This is a genomic window from Staphylococcus sp. HMSC034G07, assembly GCF_001835975.1.
GTDB classification, from domain to species: domain Bacteria; phylum Bacillota; class Bacilli; order Staphylococcales; family Staphylococcaceae; genus Staphylococcus; species Staphylococcus ureilyticus.
Genome location: NZ_KV826609.1, coordinates 347,157 through 361,188 on the forward strand (window position 1 = coordinate 347,157; position 14,032 = coordinate 361,188).

Here is a 14,032-nt window from a genome sequence, read left to right on the forward strand (position 1 = left end):
TTATATAGTACTTAAAGTAATTGGTATTTATGGTTTACTTTATTTATGTTATGTAAACTATAAATATTATAGGTTTAATTAAAAACCATACAGTTAAAGATTATTGCGAGTAATGTTTGATAGCATTCTCGCTTATATTTTTTAAAATTGTAATTATTTTAATAAAGCTATATCATTTTGAAACGCTGAGAAGTTGATTTTTGAACGTTGAACTTCGTTTTTGTGTATCAATGTAGACATTGTTGCAAATGAGCGAACAATAATTTGTTTATAAATTTGTTATCGGTATTTAGATCTCTACAGTAAGATTATATATTGAGCATTGCTGTTGAAAAATTAAAAGCAAATGAATGAAACTAAATACATATAGTGATGATGACTAACATAGACATATTTAAATTGAAATTGTTGTTAATGTATGTTTTCAATTCATTTTAAACGTAAAGTTTTTGATGATTTATCAAACCTAGATTAAGTAATACTTGAACTTTATTAAAGTAAGTGATAAATATCTTTTAAATAAGACGAAAATCGGCATACATATTTCAGTTAATATTTTAGTTTACATAATATATATTATAGGAAGTTATGTATATTTTGATATAGGGCACCTATTTTGCATTAATTTATATTTTAGTTTCTGTTTAAATTAGATTATGAGTTATATTAATACTGTATTCATGACTGTAAATATCAAACGACCATGTGTCTTTATAGCCAGTAAGTTAGATTGTATGTTAAATATTTGCTGTAAATCTATAATTTATTATTGTTGATTTTGACGTAGTTATTTAACGTAATTAACAGATAATGTCATATAAAATATATGCCTTTATCAAATCGTAATTTTTTTGATTTAATAAAGGCAATATTATTATTGATTGTTCTTTACATAAACTTCAATTGAGTCTTTAATGAATTGAGCGGTGCCGGTTCCAAATTTATCAATATTTACTTTGAATCGTTCGTCTTCGACATACAAGTGACCTAAACGTTCAAAGATATCTAGTGTGTAATCAAAATTTATGTTTGAATTTAAATAATCATACCATTTTTGCACATTTGATTGGACTTCAACAGATTCTGGCGATTGACTTTTTAAATTGGCAAAAGTTGAAAAGATATCATTCATTTCTTTAGTTTTTACATCTTTTTCTTTATCTGACCATGAGTTGATATGCTCGTTCGCTTTCGTAACGGTAGAATCGCCCCACTTTTTACGTGCTTCTTCATCATAGCTTTTGGGTAATTTGTCAAAATTAAAACCCTTGAATTTTTCTTCATTTGTCATAGTTATTTCTCCCCTCATATAGCGTAACGTTTGATCGATTGTTTGAATCATTTGATCGGTTCGATTTTTTCGATCTATAAGCAATTGTTTGTGCATTTTTAAGGCTTCTTGTCTATCAAAGGATGGACTAGCAATGATTGATTTAATTTTTTTAAGAGGAAAATCTAGCTCTCTAAAAAATAATATTTGTTGTAGTTTATCTAAGTCTGCTTCTGAATATAGCCGATACCCCGATTTAGACAGTTTGGTAGGATTTAATAAATGAATTTCATCATAATAATGTAACGTACGCACACTGATACCTACTAAATCTGCAATCTGTTTAACTGTCATTTGCATTTAATTTACCTCCTTATATAATAACTATAATCTTTAACGGAACGTTAGGGTCAATAATAACTTTTTACATAATTTATAGCAGTATAAAAAAAGTCCCTGAGACAAAATATGTCTGGGACTTTTAACCATATTAGTTGACGCAATTATTATGGGATTAATTTTCTATGTTATATTTAAATAATTATTTTCTTCTTTTAAACTCATGTGCTTCGTCTTCAGGTGAGATACCACGTTTTCGCATTTCTTTAAGCGCCTTTTTTTCTCGACGTTTACGTCTAAAGTCACGTGTGAAATACCAAATTAAAAAGCTCATGATTAAACTTAGTACCGCCATAAATGCAGCAAATCCTAATAATGGCTCGTAAGTAATATTTTCGAAATTAGGTATTAAGAATGCAGCAATAGCTAAAATTACAAATGTTAAAATAGCTGATGTAAACCATTTATTTAAAACAAGTGTACAGAATAATGTAACTATTATAACAGCTACCACTGTAATCCATAAAAAATTGGGTAAATCAAAAATAGTCATTTATAGCGCTCCTTATAAAAATCGACATACTTGTAATTATAACAATATTATTATACTAAACGAAATTATATATCATATCCATCTTGAGTCGTATAATAATATATTAAAATATTGCATTAATCACGTCAATTAACATTTGTTTTGTTCAAGTAGAAAGTTTGTTTTCTGATGCGAATTTAGCATATAAACGCACAATTGTATCTTACAAGGTGATTTCATGTATAATTAAAATTGAATTTATTATACATAACTAGGAGTGATTAAATGGCGGATACTTTACCACTTAGAAATGAAGTTTCTGATGAAATAACTTGGGACATTTCAGCTCTGTTTTCTTCTGATGAAGCATTTTATCAAACTTTAGAAAAAACAACAGCTGCTGCTAAAACATTTAATGAAAACTATGTTCATCAATTGGATAATCCTACTATAATTGAAAAGGCATTGGCTATATATTCTGATATTCTGATTGAATTAGATAAAATGGCAAATTATGCAGAGTTGAGATTAAGTGTGGATACAACAAATGAACATGCACAAACATTAAGTGCTAAATTTTCAAATACTTATGGGAAAATTGCCAGTGAATTATCATTTGTTGAGTCCGAAATATTGGCACTTTCAGATGAAACGTTCAAGCGTTTTATCTCAACATCTAAATACCCACATTTTTTGGAAAAATTAAAGGCACGCAAACCTTATCAACTTAGTCCTGAAGTTGAAAAAACATTAGCAAGTTTATCATCAGTGTTTGAACGCCCTTTTGAATTATATGGTATCACGAAGATGTTAGATATAGATTTTGACTCATTTGAATATAAAGGCAAAACATACTCTTTAGATTATGCTACTTTTGAAAATGAATATGAAGATCATCCAGAAGAAGCATTTAGAAGAATTAGTTTCAAAAAATTTAGCGATGCATTAAATAAGTATCAACATACAACTGCTGCGACATATAATATGCAAGTACAACAAGAAAAAATTGAAGCAGATCTACGCGGTTATGATTCTGTAATAGATTACCTACTACAAGATCAAGAAATTAATCGAGATATGTTTGATCGCCAAATTGATGTTATTATGAGTGATTTAGCACCTATTATGCAAAAATATGCAAAATTGATTAAACGTGTTCATGGCTTAGAAGTCATGCATTTTGAAGATTTAAAAATATCTATAGATCCTAATTACGAACCCGATATCTCTATTGAGGATTCTAAAAAGTATATTTATGGTGCATTAAATGTTTTAGGTAAAGATTATTTAAATATGGTTGAAACGGCCTATCAAGATAGATGGATAGATTTTGCTCAAAATAAAGGTAAAGATACTGGTGCGTATTGTGCAAGTCCATATGCTACACATTCATATATATTTATTTCTTGGACTGGAAAAATGACTGAAACCTTTGTTTTAGCACATGAATTAGGTCATGCTGGTCATTTTACCTTAGCACAAAGTCATCAAAATTATTTAGAATCAGAACCGTCCATGTATTTTGTAGAAGCACCATCGACAATGAATGAGATGCTAATGGCAAATTATTTATTCAAAAACAGTAGTGATGCTCAATTTAAGCGCTGGGTAATTGGTTCTATCGTTTCTAGAACTTATTATCACAATATGGTAACGCACTTACTAGAAGCAGCGTATCAACGCGAGGTATATAAAAAAGTTGATGATGGTGAATCATTGACTGCCCCGTTATTGAATCGAATTATGTTGGATGTTTATTCTCAATTTTTTGGAGAAAGTGTTAAATTTACAAAAGGTGCTGAACTTACATGGATGAGACAACCACATTATTATATGGGATTATATTCGTATACGTATTCTGCTGGTTTAACAATTGGTACGGTAATGTCACAACGTATTCAACAAGAGGGACAACCTGCTGTGAATGATTGGTTAACTACATTGAAAGCAGGAGGTAGCCAATCACCTGCCGAATTAGCTCAATTAGCTGGTATTGATATTAGCACGGATCAACCACTAAAAGCGACAATTGCATATATAGGTAACTTGGTAGATGAGTTAGAACAACTTACAGATGAAATCGAGGCTGAAGATCAATAACTATAATATAAACAAAGATAAAGCACGATGCCGATAAAATAAGCAAATCCGGATTTCCAACTGGATGTAGCTAATATTCGACATCGTGCTATTTGTATTTAATCATATGATTCGTAACGTTCACCTGTAACAAAGTAAAAAATACTTTCTGCAACATTGCTAATGTGGTCACCAATACGTTCTAAATGTCTAGCTGCTAGATGTGCTTGTCCTGCAACAAAAGGGTCGTTATCTATTAAATAAGTTGTGTTAACGATATTTTTATATAAATCATCTATATCTTCGTCACGTTCGATAATTTCCTTAATTAAAGTGACATCATCTCTTTTTACTGCATCATCTAAATCTTTTAACATTAATAATGCGAGTTTACCCATAGTATTCAATCTTGTAAGCACATATTCATCGGTGATTTTAGCGCGTAATCTAATTTCAGCAATATTTGCGGCATTATCACCTATTCTTTCGAAATCAGAAGCGATTTTTAGTGCAGCCATCATTAATCTTAAATCAGTAGCAATAGGCTGTTGTTTGGTGATTAACATAATCACTTTTTCATTTATTTCTGTTTCTAAGGCATTAATATCCTTATCGTTCGCAATCGTTTGCCGCGCATAATTTCTATCCTCTTCACTTAACGATCTTAATGCATATTCAATATTATAATATACGTGAAGGCCAAGTCGACGTAAATCTTTCATTAATTCGTCTAATTGGCCTTCATATTTTTCTCTAATAACCATATATTAACCGAAGCGACCAGAGATATAATCTTCTGTTTGTTTGTCTGAAGGATTAGAGAAGATTTTATCAGTGTCGTCGTATTCATTTACATAACCGTTAAGGAAAAATGCTGTTTTATCAGAAACACGCGCAGCTTGTTGCATATTATGTGTAACAATAATAATTGAATATTTTTCTTTTAACTCTTGTACGAGTTCTTCTACTTTCAATGTTGAAATTGGATCCAACGCAGATGTTGGTTCATCCATTAAAATAACATCTGGTTCAATTGCTAATGTACGTGCGATACAAACACGTTGTTGTTGACCACCTGATAAGCTATATGCATTTGTATCTAAGCGGTCTTTTAACTCATCCCATATTGCAGCGCCACGTAAAGATTTTTCGACAATTTCGTCAAGAATCTTTTTATTTTTAATACCATGTATTTTAGGTCCGTAAGTGATGTTATCATATATAGATTTTGGGAATGGGTTCGGTTGTTGGAAAACCATTCCTACATTTGTTCTTAATTTTTCAACAGAATATTTTTCATCAAAAATATTCTGATCACGGTAAATGATTTTACCTGCTGTTTTAACAGATGGCACAAGTTCTACCATCCTATTTAATGTTTTAATATAAGTAGATTTACCACAACCTGATGGTCCTATGATTGCAGTGACATTATTTTCTAAAATATCTAGATTGATGTTTTTTAAAGCATGATTATCGCCATACCATAAATCTAAATTTTTTGTAGAATAGACTATTTTTTTCTCACTATCAGGAATTTTATTGTCATTTTTATTTGTTTCTCTATCAATCGATGCAATTGGTGCAGAATCTTGATTTGTATGTTCTGCGATTTTTGATTTTTCTTCTTTAATTGTATCTTTAGTCATAATTAAAACTCCTTTTGCGATTATGTTATAAACTATAAAGTTATAATTTTCCCCAAAATAACCGCTTAATTAAATTTGATTTTGAAATAACATTAATATTTTTTACTGTATTTGTTTCTTAAGAATATTGCGATTGCGTTCATTAGCAGTAAAATCACTAGCAAGACAATGATACCGGCCGACGCAACATTTTGGAATTCATCTTGTGGTAGTTTTGCCCAATTGTAAATCGACATTGGCAACGCTTGGAATTGGTCGAATACACTTGAAGGTAAACTTAATAATACGGTTGGTATACCAATGAGTATGAGTGGTGCAGTTTCACCTAATGCACGAGATAATGCTAGAATGAAGCCTGTTAATATACCAGGAATCGCTGCTGGTAATACAACGCGACGAATCGTTTGCCATTTGTTTCCACCTAAGCCATATGAAGCTTCTCTAACAGAGCTTGGTACCGATCTGATGGCTTCTTGGCTTGCAACGATAATGACTGGTAAGATAAGTAACGACATAGTTAAAGCCGCAGCAAGTACAGAGTTACTTAAAGCAAGCGCTTCTATACCCATACCTCTTACAAAAATAGTGAGACCAAGTAAACCAAAAACGACTGAAGGTACACCAGCTAAGTTTGAAATACTAACTTTAATAAAACTTGTTAATGCATTATCTTTAGCATATTCTTCTAAATAAATTGCTGTACCTACACCCAATATAATTGAAATTGGAATAATAGTAATCATTAACCAAATTGTACCGATTAAACCGCCTTTCACACCGGCCATTGAAGGCGTAGAAGATGAGAAATTGGTGAAGAACGACGGTGTTAAATGCCCTGCACCTTTAATGAGTGTATCTATAATTAAAGCAGCTAAAAAAAGTAAGGCTACTAAAGTACATGTGAAAAATGCCCATTTATTGAATTTATTTGTTGCTAACCTACTGGAAAGTTTTTTCTCAACTTTTTGTTGATTAACAAGCGCTTTAGTATTTGTCTCTGCCATTTTAATACTCCTCTCTAAAGCGTTTCGTAATCCATTGTGAAATTAAATTCATCACAAGTGTGAATAAGAATAGTGTGAAACCAACAGCATAGATACTGTAATAGATATCTGAGCCAAATGTCGCATCTCCTGTTGCAACTTGTACAATATATCCAGTCATCGTTTGGATAGATCCGGTTAAATCTAATGAAGAACTTGGAGTACTACCTGCTGCAAGTGATACAATCATCGTTTCCCCGATTGCACGTGAGACAGCTAATACGATAGATGCCATAATACCTGAAGTAGCAGCTGGTAATATCACTTTTGTGGCAACTTCAAATTTTGTTGCGCCTAAACCGAGTGCACCTTCACGCATTTTATTTGGCACAGATGACATCGCGTCTTCACTCATGCTCGAAATTAGTGGAATAATCATAACGCCTACGACAATACCTGGACTAATTGAATTGAAACTACCTAATTCAGGAAATATTGCACGGAGTACAGGGGTAACAAATGTTAAAGCGAAAAAGCCGAAAACAATTGTTGGTATCCCAGATAATATTTCTAAAATCGGTTTTATTATTTTTCTCACTCTTGTAGAAGCATATTCACTTAAATATAAAGCAGCGCCTAATCCTAAAGGAACAGCAACAATTGTTGCAATAACTGTTATTTTAAGCGTACCTAAGATCAATGCCCAAATGCCATATTGTGGTGTTGATGAGAATGGATTCCAATCTTTGGAGAATAAAAACTCAGTAATTGGAACACGTGTAAAAAATGTAATGGTCTCTGTTAATAATGTAACGATTATCCCTACTGTTGCTAAAATTGAGCAAATTGCAATGATTCCCAGAATGATCGGTACAATTTTATCGCTAATACCTTTTTTCTTAGCATTGTTTTTAGCAATCATTTCACTAACAGAAGTATTCTGATTAGCCATGTAAATACCCTTCTTTCTTATAGACTCCCAATATTTAAAATAAAAGTCGGGATTGTTCATCATCTAGTGTTTAGCAACATAGCGATTTTCACTATATTGTTAAACGCTAGATAAATTGAACTTGGAAGTAGATAGATAACTTAATCATGCTATTTGTCTATCTACTTCCTGAATCCCAACTTTAAAATTGCTATTATGTTTATTTATCTTCTTTTTTGCTGTCTTTTTTGTCGCTATCTTTACCAATGATGTCTTTTAATTTGCTTTGTTGTTCAGTGTAATCTTTTTCAGGTAAGGCAACAAATCCTGCGTCTTCAGCTGATTTTCCTTTATCCTTCATGACAAATTTCATGAAGTCTTGGAATCCTTCATTATCTTTTAATTTTTTCTCGTTAGTGTAGATATAAAGTGGTCTACTTAATGCGTAAGAACCATCTTGAATTGTTTTCTTAGTTGGTTCAGTTAATTGACCATTTTCATCTTTGATTTTAACTTCTTTTAGCTTGTCTTTATTTTGTTTATAGAAGTTATAACCAAAATAGCCGACACTATCTTTATTTTTCTCTACTGACTGAACAATTGTATTTGTATCAGCATTTTTCTCTGCTTTAATATCTTTTTTGTCCATAATTTCTTCAGAGAAGAAATCGTAAGTACCGTGAGATTGGTCAGGAGAAAATGCTTTGATTTCTTTGTCTGGCCATTTTGAATTAACGTCTTTCCATGTTTTTGCTTTGCCTGAGTAGATTTCATTTAATTGTTCTTTAGTAAGTTCATCTACAAAGTCGTTATCTTTATTTACAGTAATTGTCACACCATCTTGAGCAACTTTAAACTCATCATATTTAATACCTTTATCATCTAATTTTTTCTTTTCTTCGTCTTTTATAGGTCTAGATGCATTTGAGAAATCAGTGCTGCCTGAAATGAATTTTTCAAAACCGCCACCAGTTCCAGCTGTACCATTAGATACAGTTACATCTGAATTATCTTTTGCGAATTTTTCATTTAATTTTTCAATGATTGGACCTACAGTAGATGAACCATCACCTTTAACTTCTCCACTTCCTTTACCAGAATCGCTATTTCCACCACCACAAGCTCCTAATAAAAGTGAAGCGCCGATTACAGTAGTACCAAATAATTGCCATTTTTTCATTGAAACATCCTCCTAATAAGTGAATAACCCAAAAGTTATATGTATTTCTTACAGTTCCTATACTACACACCTTTTATTAAATACAAATATAGATAATGTAAATCTTTTGTTAAGTATTTATTGACCTCATTTACAAAATTCACAATAAGAGATTCTATGAATGCTATGATTTTTGAAATGTTGATATGACGGTATTTGTAAAAAATATAAATATTACAAAAAACGTTTGTTTTGTAATATAAAAACAAAAAAATCCTGTACTACACAACGATTTATGTAGTACAGGATAAATTTAATTTATAAGTATCTAAACACTATTTTATATAGTAGAAACTAATCTTCGACTCTACTCCAACCTTTATTAGTTAATGCAATTTTACCAGTTTCAATAGTTATAATTTTGTTTTTATATAAATGGCCAATTGCGCGCTTAAATGCACCCTTACTCATATTGAATACTTCTTTAATCGCTTCAGGACTTGATTTATCCCAAAATGGAAGCTCACCATCATATTCTACGAGTAAATTAAAAATATGTTGACCATCTTCGTCAAGTCTTTCATGTGCAAATGGTAAAAATGAACCGTTAAGCTCCCCTTTTTCATTATGTCCGATGATACGAACTTCTAGTTTTTCACCTAAACGAGGTTCAGATTTACGTTCAGATTCATGTACGAATATTTTATGGCCATCTTTGGATAGCATAAAGCTTCCGACTCTTAAAACTCTGTATGGTCTTGCTTCAATAACTTTATTTTGTAATGTATCATCGTGTACTGGCGTGTACATCGAATCAACAATTGTCTCAGTTGCTAGTCGAGCATACATATTATTCTCACTATCAATACGCAAAGTAACTAATAATTCATCACCTTGTGTCGGCCATACATCTTTGACTTTTGGTAAATCTATCCATGGAATTAAAACTTCTCTTGGAAGACCTACATCGACATGTGCACCATCTCGGTCGGTTTTTAATACTTTCACAAAATCATATTTGCTAGTAGTAATGTCTGGCATGTTTTGTGTCGCAAACAATGCACCTGATCTATTAGGATAAATGAAGAAACTATATTCCTCGCCTATCGTTAACTCGTCTTCTTCATTAACTTCTGATTGATTGAGTTTAACTTCTTCTCCGTTTGGTCCTTGTAACTTGTAAGTAGATCCTTCTAATCCAACGACTTCAAGAAATTCAATGGAACCTACAATATTTTTCTCTTCTTGGGCCATACTGTTCTCCTTCGTACTTAAATTTATTCTTAACTATTATAACATGCTATAAAGAAACAAGCATCACCTCATTGTGAATGGTCGAAACTCCTTCTTAAGTGTGTTATAATTTGTCCGGTAGATTAACGTAAAGGAGCAAATGCATGTTACAAGTTACTGATGTAAGTTTACGGTTTGGTGATCGTAAATTATTCGAGGATGTAAATATTAAATTTACAGAAGGAAATTGTTATGGTTTGATTGGAGCCAACGGTGCTGGAAAATCAACATTTTTAAAGATTTTATCTGGTGAGTTGGATGCACAATCAGGTCATGTATCTATGGGAAAAGACGAACGTTTAGCAATCTTAAAACAGGATCACTTTGCTTATGAAGATGAACGTGTGATAGATGTTGTGATTAAAGGTCATGAACGTTTATATGAAGTAATGAAAGAAAAAGATGAGATTTATATGAAACCAGATTTCAGTGATGAAGATGGAATCAGGGCTGCAGAATTAGAAGGCGAATTTGCTGAAATGGACGGTTGGAATGCCGAAGCAGATGCAGGTTCTTTATTATCTGGATTGGGTATATCTGCTGATTTACAAGATAAAAAAATGGCTGAATTAGAAAATAATCAAAAAGTAAAAGTATTATTAGCTCAAAGTTTATTCGGCAAGCCCGATGTACTCCTACTTGATGAACCGACCAACGGTTTAGATATACCTGCGATAAGCTGGTTAGAAGATTTCTTAATTAACTTTGAAAATACAGTAATTGTGGTATCACATGACCGACACTTTTTAAATAATGTATGTACACATATTGCAGACTTAGATTATGGAAAAATAAAAGTTTATGTTGGTAACTATGATTTCTGGTATCAATCAAGTCAATTAGCAATGAAAATGGCACAAGAGCAAAATAAGAAAAAAGAAGAAAAAATTAAAGAATTGCAAGATTTCGTTGCTCGTTTCTCTGCAAATGCATCTAAATCTAAACAAGCAACAAGTCGTAAAAAACAACTAGAAAAAATTGAATTAGACGATATTCAACCTTCTTCACGCCGTTATCCGTACGTAAAATTCACGCCAGAACGTGAAATTGGTAATGACTTGCTATTTGTGGAAAATGTATCAAAAACGATTGATGGTAATAAAGTGTTAGACAACATTTCATTCACAATGAACCCTAATGATAAAGCGGTTTTAATTGGAGATAGTGAAATTGCGAAAACTACTTTACTTAAAATACTTGCAGGTGAAATGGATCCAGACGAAGGATCAGTAAAATGGGGTGTCACAACTTCCCGCAGTTACTTCCCTAAAGATAACTCTGACTACTTTGAAGGTGTAGATATGAATTTAGTTGATTGGTTACGTCAATATGCACCTGAAGATGAACAAACTGAAACATTCTTAAGAGGTTTCTTAGGTCGTATGTTATTTAGTGGCGAAGAAGTTAAGAAAAAAGCTAGTGTTTTATCTGGTGGAGAGAAAGTACGCTGTATGTTAAGTAAAATGATGTTATCTAGCGCGAATGTTCTATTGCTAGATGAACCAACAAACCACTTAGACTTAGAAAGTATTACTGCAGTAAATGATGGTTTGAAAAATTTCAAAGGTTCTATGATTTTCACATCTTATGACTTTGAATTTATCAATACAATTGCAAACCGAGTAATTGACTTAAACCCTACTGGTGGTTTATCAAAAGAAATATCTTATGAAGCTTATTTACAAGAAACTGGTGTATTAAGTAAATAACCCTTTAAAAATACAAAGCGATATATAAAGTATCATATTGAATTGATGATACGTATTGTATATTTCAAAAATTTAGATTGTAAATCGCGTTATTAAAAATAAATGCAAAATATTATCAATGATTGAAATCATACGTTAAAAGCTGAGATATTAACATATCTTAGCTTTTTTGTTTATAGTAACTTCCTCCCTACGAGTCTAAATATTAGGCATAAATGGTTAAGCATAATATAATCAAATACATATTTCGTTATGGAGGTATGCAAATGAAACAGTTAAATATGTTAGATGGACAAGTAATTCCTCAAATTGGTTTTGGTACATATAAGTTAAATGGCGCGCATGGCACACATGCGATTGTGAATGCCTTAGAACAAGGTTATCGTTTGTTAGATACTGCCTATAATTATGAGAATGAAGGTACTGTAGGTAAAGCAATCGAGATGAGTGGAGTTTCACGCGAACAAATTATGATTACTTCAAAATTACCTGGTCGTTATCAAACTTACGACGATGCACTGACTGCAATTCAAGAATCAATTTATCGTCTAGGTGTAGATTATCTTGATTTATATTTAATTCACTGGCCTAATCCCAAACAAGGAAAGTATGTTGAAGCTTGGCGAGCAATGATTGCAGCACAAAAAGCTGGCTTAATAAAATCAATTGGTGTATGTAACTTTTTACCAGAACATATCGATACACTACAACAAGAAACTGGCGTTTTGCCAGTTGTGAACCAAATTGAGTTACATCCCTACTTCAATCAAGAAGCATTGGTTCAGTACAATACTTCTAAAGGAATTATTACTCAAGCTTGGAGTCCATTAGGTCGTGCTTCTAGTGTTATCAATGATGAAAACCTTGTGGAAATTGCCACAAAACATAATAAAACTATTCCTCAAGTTATATTAAAATGGCATGTTCAAAATGGTGTTGTACCTATTCCGAAATCTACGACAGTATCAAGACAATTACAAAATATTGATATTTTTGACTTTTCCCTTGATAATAATGACATTGAGAAAATCAACGCATTAACACGTGTAGATGGTAGACGTAAAGACCAAGATCCAGCCATATATGAAGAATTTTAAAGAGAAAGCTCATAAATTTTAAAAGTTTAATATTTTAGTTCTTTTTAAAAGTATATAAATTACACTTAATTAGCAAAACGTTTATAAAAACGTTTAATTTTTCAGTAAATTTAAAAAACTTTGTAAAAGCGGTTTACAGTACATATAAGCATATGTATAATATGATTCATAAACAAAAATTAAATAAGTTTTGATGAGGCGCATCAATCATTAGTAAATTTTAGAAGAACCTGTCTGCTAACAGCTAATTTTGAAAGGGTGAGATGCCGAAACAGTTATAATAGCAGCTTATAACAAGTTGGACTTTATGGTTAAGAGCTAAGAGTCTGTCATTATTTTAAAATAATGGAGTGCATCACTTGTATATAAATTATAGAACAGGTTCGCATTCCGGACTTGTTCTTTTTTATATCACTGTGATTCTCCCCTATCAAATGAGGAGGATATGGAATTGGAAAGAAGTGTTTTGAAATTTGGAGGTTCTTCAGTAAGTGATTTTACTAAAATTAAAAATATAGCAGGCATGTTAAAAACAAGAGTTGATGAAGGTGAGCAACTTATCGTTGTTGTAAGTGCAATGGGTAAAACAACAGATGAGCTGATGGCTAATGTTTCAACACTTACTACGACACCAAAAGATCAAGAATTGGCTCTGTTATTAACAACTGGTGAACAACAGACTGTTTCCTATTTATCGATGGTATTAAATGACATCGGTATAAATGCAAAAGCGATGACTGGATATCAAGCAGGAATCAAAACGGTTGGTCATCATTTAAAAAGTAAAATTGCTGAAATCGACCCAAGTACATTTGAACAAGCTTTTGAAAGTAACGATGTACTAGTAGTAGCAGGATTTCAAGGGGTAAATGATGAATTAGAAGTAACTACCTTAGGTCGTGGTGGCTCAGATACCACTGCTGTAGCTTTAGCTGCAAGTAACCAAACGACTTGTGAGATATACACTGATGTAGATGGTGTATATGCGACA

General features: G+C 31.9%; 11 protein-coding genes, 1 pseudogene and 1 riboswitch. Of the genes and pseudogenes, 4 read left to right on the forward strand and 8 right to left on the reverse strand.

Annotated elements, in window-relative coordinates:
- Positions 1–874: 874 nt before the first annotated feature.
- Positions 875–1,630 carry a MerR family transcriptional regulator gene (locus HMPREF2586_RS09650; RefSeq protein WP_070658517.1) on the reverse strand — a complete coding sequence of 252 codons (756 nt, stop codon included), beginning with the start codon at positions 1,628–1,630 and terminating at the stop codon, positions 875–877.
- A gap of 181 nt (positions 1,631–1,811) precedes the next feature.
- Entirely contained in the window at positions 1,812–2,162 is a 351-nt protein-coding gene (locus tag HMPREF2586_RS09655; protein ID WP_070038133.1) for a hypothetical protein, read from the reverse strand.
- Between the two features lie 264 nt (positions 2,163–2,426).
- Here HMPREF2586_RS09655 and pepF point away from each other — a divergent pair, with 264 nt between their 5' ends.
- The gene (pepF, locus tag HMPREF2586_RS09660; protein ID WP_070658519.1) at positions 2,427–4,241 is read left to right on the forward strand and encodes an oligoendopeptidase F; all 1,815 of its coding nucleotides are present in this window, start codon (positions 2,427–2,429) and stop codon (positions 4,239–4,241) included.
- Positions 4,242–4,339: 98 nt separating this feature from the next.
- Here the strand turns inward: pepF and phoU are convergent, their stop codons facing one another.
- The 6 genes from phoU to cvfB form a co-directional block, all read right to left on the reverse strand.
- Positions 4,340–4,984 (reverse strand): phosphate signaling complex protein PhoU, encoded by a 645-nt coding sequence (gene phoU, locus HMPREF2586_RS09665; protein ID WP_046208305.1) that lies wholly within the window; start codon positions 4,982–4,984, stop codon positions 4,340–4,342.
- A gap of 3 nt (positions 4,985–4,987) precedes the next feature.
- Positions 4,988–5,869 (reverse strand): phosphate ABC transporter ATP-binding protein PstB, encoded by an 882-nt coding sequence (gene pstB, locus HMPREF2586_RS09670; protein ID WP_046208304.1) that lies wholly within the window; start codon positions 5,867–5,869, stop codon positions 4,988–4,990.
- Positions 5,870–5,961: 92 nt separating this feature from the next.
- Positions 5,962–6,873 (reverse strand): phosphate ABC transporter permease PstA, encoded by a 912-nt coding sequence (gene pstA / locus HMPREF2586_RS09675; protein WP_019468772.1) that lies wholly within the window; start codon positions 6,871–6,873, stop codon positions 5,962–5,964.
- A 1-nt stretch (position 6,874) separates the two neighbouring features.
- Positions 6,875–7,804, reverse strand: coding sequence for a phosphate ABC transporter permease subunit PstC (gene pstC, locus HMPREF2586_RS09680; RefSeq protein WP_046208303.1), 930 nt, complete (start codon positions 7,802–7,804; stop codon positions 6,875–6,877).
- A gap of 199 nt (positions 7,805–8,003) precedes the next feature.
- Positions 8,004–8,963 (reverse strand): PstS family phosphate ABC transporter substrate-binding protein, encoded by a 960-nt coding sequence (locus HMPREF2586_RS09685; RefSeq protein ID WP_046208302.1) that lies wholly within the window; start codon positions 8,961–8,963, stop codon positions 8,004–8,006.
- Between the two features lie 333 nt (positions 8,964–9,296).
- The gene (cvfB, locus tag HMPREF2586_RS09690) at positions 9,297–10,196 is read right to left on the reverse strand and encodes an RNA-binding virulence regulatory protein CvfB (RefSeq protein ID WP_046208301.1); all 900 of its coding nucleotides are present in this window, start codon (positions 10,194–10,196) and stop codon (positions 9,297–9,299) included.
- A 143-nt stretch (positions 10,197–10,339) separates the two neighbouring features.
- Here cvfB and HMPREF2586_RS09695 point away from each other — a divergent pair, with 143 nt between their 5' ends.
- The 3 genes and pseudogenes from HMPREF2586_RS09695 to HMPREF2586_RS09705 all read left to right on the forward strand — a co-directional run.
- The gene (locus tag HMPREF2586_RS09695; protein ID WP_046208300.1) at positions 10,340–11,944 is read left to right on the forward strand and encodes an ABC-F family ATP-binding cassette domain-containing protein; all 1,605 of its coding nucleotides are present in this window, start codon (positions 10,340–10,342) and stop codon (positions 11,942–11,944) included.
- A gap of 266 nt (positions 11,945–12,210) precedes the next feature.
- Complete coding sequence (locus HMPREF2586_RS09700; RefSeq protein ID WP_064208975.1) at positions 12,211–13,041, forward strand: aldo/keto reductase; 831 nt, start codon at positions 12,211–12,213, stop codon at positions 13,039–13,041.
- A 185-nt stretch (positions 13,042–13,226) separates the two neighbouring features.
- Positions 13,227–13,405: riboswitch (Lysine riboswitch) on the forward strand.
- Between the two features lie 81 nt (positions 13,406–13,486).
- Positions 13,487–14,032: pseudogene (locus HMPREF2586_RS09705) on the forward strand (aspartate kinase); the annotation flags it as partial.

Bases quoted from the DNA above. Each gene is read 5' to 3' on its own strand.
- HMPREF2586_RS09650 (WP_070658517.1), bottom strand. From the start codon at position 1,630: ATGCAAATGACAGTTAAACAGATTGCAGATTTAGTAGGTATCAGTGTG.
- HMPREF2586_RS09655 (WP_070038133.1), bottom strand. From the start codon at position 2,162: ATGACTATTTTTGATTTACCCAATTTTTTATGGATTACAGTGGTAGCT.
- pepF (WP_070658519.1), top strand. From the start codon at position 2,427: ATGGCGGATACTTTACCACTTAGAAATGAAGTTTCTGATGAAATAACT.
- phoU (WP_046208305.1), bottom strand. From the start codon at position 4,984: ATGGTTATTAGAGAAAAATATGAAGGCCAATTAGACGAATTAATGAAA.
- pstB (WP_046208304.1), bottom strand. From the start codon at position 5,869: ATGACTAAAGATACAATTAAAGAAGAAAAATCAAAAATCGCAGAACAT.
- pstA (WP_019468772.1), bottom strand. From the start codon at position 6,873: ATGGCAGAGACAAATACTAAAGCGCTTGTTAATCAACAAAAAGTTGAG.
- pstC (WP_046208303.1), bottom strand. From the start codon at position 7,804: ATGGCTAATCAGAATACTTCTGTTAGTGAAATGATTGCTAAAAACAAT.
- HMPREF2586_RS09685 (WP_046208302.1), bottom strand. From the start codon at position 8,963: ATGAAAAAATGGCAATTATTTGGTACTACTGTAATCGGCGCTTCACTT.
- cvfB (WP_046208301.1), bottom strand. From the start codon at position 10,196: ATGGCCCAAGAAGAGAAAAATATTGTAGGTTCCATTGAATTTCTTGAA.
- HMPREF2586_RS09695 (WP_046208300.1), top strand. From the start codon at position 10,340: ATGTTACAAGTTACTGATGTAAGTTTACGGTTTGGTGATCGTAAATTA.
- HMPREF2586_RS09700 (WP_064208975.1), top strand. From the start codon at position 12,211: ATGAAACAGTTAAATATGTTAGATGGACAAGTAATTCCTCAAATTGGT.